We start from the raw sequence: 2,564 nt of genomic DNA, 5'->3' as shown, positions 1-2,564 counted from the left end.
AGACGACCCGCTACCAGATAACCTAATGGATAATTTGATAGAGGTTTTAGAAACATCTGATACTCTGATAGCTTCATATGCTAAGGGTAAAATGATAAAAGAGGGTGTAAAAACCGCCATAGTAGGGAAACCAAACGTGGGTAAATCGAGCCTTCTGAATACAATCTTAAAAGAAGAAAGAGCGATAGTAACGCATATAGCCGGAACAACAAGGGATATGATAGAGGAAGTAATAAACCTAAAAGGAATACCTCTTATCCTAGTAGATACTGCAGGAATAAGAGCTACAGATGACGTTATTGAAAATATAGGTGTAAAAAAATCAGAGGAACTAATAGATAAAGCTGATCTTATACTATTTGTAGTCGACGGCTCAAGAGAGCTAGAAGAGGAAGATATAAAAGTCCACGATCAGCTTAAGGCAGATAAAGTGATAGGTATCTTAAATAAGATAGATATGGAAAGAAAACTTGATCTGACCCCTTTGAATAAGGTCGGTAAATGGATAGAAATATCTGCAACTGAGAATCTGGGAATTTCCAACATGGAGGATGAAATCTATAAATATATAGTTTCAGGACAGGTAGAGGATAGCTCCCAAAAACTTATAATCACAAATGTAAGACACAGGTCAGCTTTGGAAAAGACAAAGCAGGCAGTGGAAAATATACTGGAAACAATAAACATGGGGTTACCTATGGACCTTATGGCAGTGGATCTAAAAGAGGCTCTTGATTCACTATCTGAAGTTACAGGGGAGATATCTACAGAGGATCTTCTAGATCATGTTTTCAGCAATTTTTGTGTAGGGAAATAAACTGCCGCAGATAAATCTGCGGTAATTTTCTTTTAATAGCAAAGATAAAAGGGGTATTATACTCCTTTTATTTATGTACATGTACAATAATAAAAAGGAGATTTTAGCTCATGAATAAGATGGAATTTGATGTTGTAGTCGTAGGCGGTGGTCATGCAGGATGTGAAGCTGCCCTTGCTTCAGCAAGACTTGGCAAAAAGACAGCCATGTTTACAATGTATCTTGATAATATAGCAATGATGTCTTGCAATCCATCAATAGGGGGACCAGGGAAAAGTCATCTTGTGGCAGAAGTAGATGTTCTTGGAGGAGAAATAGGAAGACACACAGATAAATACAATCTTCAGCTGAAGCATCTGAATACAAGCAAGGGTCCTGCTGCCAGGATAACAAGAGGTCAGGCGGACAAGTATTGGTACAGAGTAAAGATGAAGGAAATAATAGAAAATACACCTAATTTAGAGGTTATTCAAGAGACTATAGATGAAATTATTACTGAGGATGGACATGTAAAAGGAGTCGTTTCATCCCTTGGAATAGAGTACAAAGCAAAGAGTGTAGTGCTGGCTACAGGTACATTTTTAAAGGCTAAAGTTGTAATAGGAGATGTAGTTTATCCAGCAGGAAGACAGGGGGAAGCCTCTGCAGAAAGACTTTCTGAAAGTCTTCTGGAAAATGGAATTTATCTGGAAAGATATCAAACTGCTACGCCTCCTAGAATAGATAAAAGAACAGTGGATTTTTCAAAACTAAAGGAGATGCACGGAGAAGAGAATCCAAATTTCTTTTCTCTCTTCACTAAAAAAGAAAAAAACAGAACTGTTCCAACCTGGCTGACTCACACAACTGAAAAAACAATAGATGTGGCCAGGGAGCTTCTTCAGTTCTCCCCTATAGTTACCGGAGTAATAAACACACACGGTCCAAGACACTGTCCTTCACTGGACAGAAAGGTTCTTAATTTTCCAGAAAAAAAAGATCATCAGATATTTTTAGAGATGGAATCTATGGAGTCAAATGAGCTCTATGTAAACGGACTGACTACTGCCATGCCACCATTTGCTCAGGAAAAAATGATGAGGACAATAGCAGGACTTGAAAATGCAGAGATAATGAGATATGGTTATGCTGTGGAATATGATTATGCTCCTGCCTACCAGCTGTATCCCAGCCTTGAAAATAAAAAGGTAAGGAATTTATATTTTGCAGGACAGATAAACGGAACTTCAGGATATGAAGAAGCAGCTACCCAGGGATTCATGGCAGGAGTAAATGCCGCAAGAAAAGCAGATGGAAAAGATCCTGTAATAATAGACAGAAGTGAAGCCTATATAGGGGTTCTCATAGACGATATAATACACAAGAAAACTCCGGAACCATACAGAGTTCTCCCATCAAGAGCTGAATACAGACTTACTCTAAGATTTGATAATGCTTTTATGAGGCTTTTGCATAAGGCGAGAGAGATAGGTATAATGCCAGAAGATAAAATCCAGTATCTGGAAAAGTGTATAGGGGATATAGATTTAGAAGTAGAGAGACTCAAACAGGAAAGTATATCTATATCTAAGGCAAACGAACTTCTTGAAAAAAAGGGTGAGAAGCAGAGAATTGTAAAAGGTGTGCCTGTGAGTGAGATACTAAAATTTAAAAATGTATCTTATGAAGATCTGGCCCATATAACAGAGATTCAGGATTTTCCGGATTTTGTAAAAAATCAGATAGAGACAATAATAAAATATGAAGT

Annotated in this window: 2 protein-coding genes; both read left to right on the top strand. The window is 37.6% G+C overall.

Annotated features, from left to right (window positions below; translation table 11 throughout):
* Window positions 1–817, top strand: an 817-nt coding sequence (locus tag ABZA26_RS12395; RefSeq protein ID WP_372714826.1) for a tRNA modification GTPase, incomplete at its 5' end; no start/stop codon positions are given.
* Between the two features lie 110 nt (window positions 818–927).
* Window positions 928–2,564, top strand: a 1,637-nt coding sequence (gene mnmG, locus ABZA26_RS12390) for a tRNA uridine-5-carboxymethylaminomethyl(34) synthesis enzyme MnmG (RefSeq protein WP_372714825.1), incomplete at its 3' end; no start/stop codon positions are given.

The organism is Ilyobacter sp. (assembly GCF_041583315.1).
Lineage (GTDB): Bacteria > Fusobacteriota > Fusobacteriia > Fusobacteriales > Fusobacteriaceae > Ilyobacter.
Note: the sequence above shows the minus strand (reverse complement) of the source record. Positions and strands in the feature narration are given on the sequence as shown.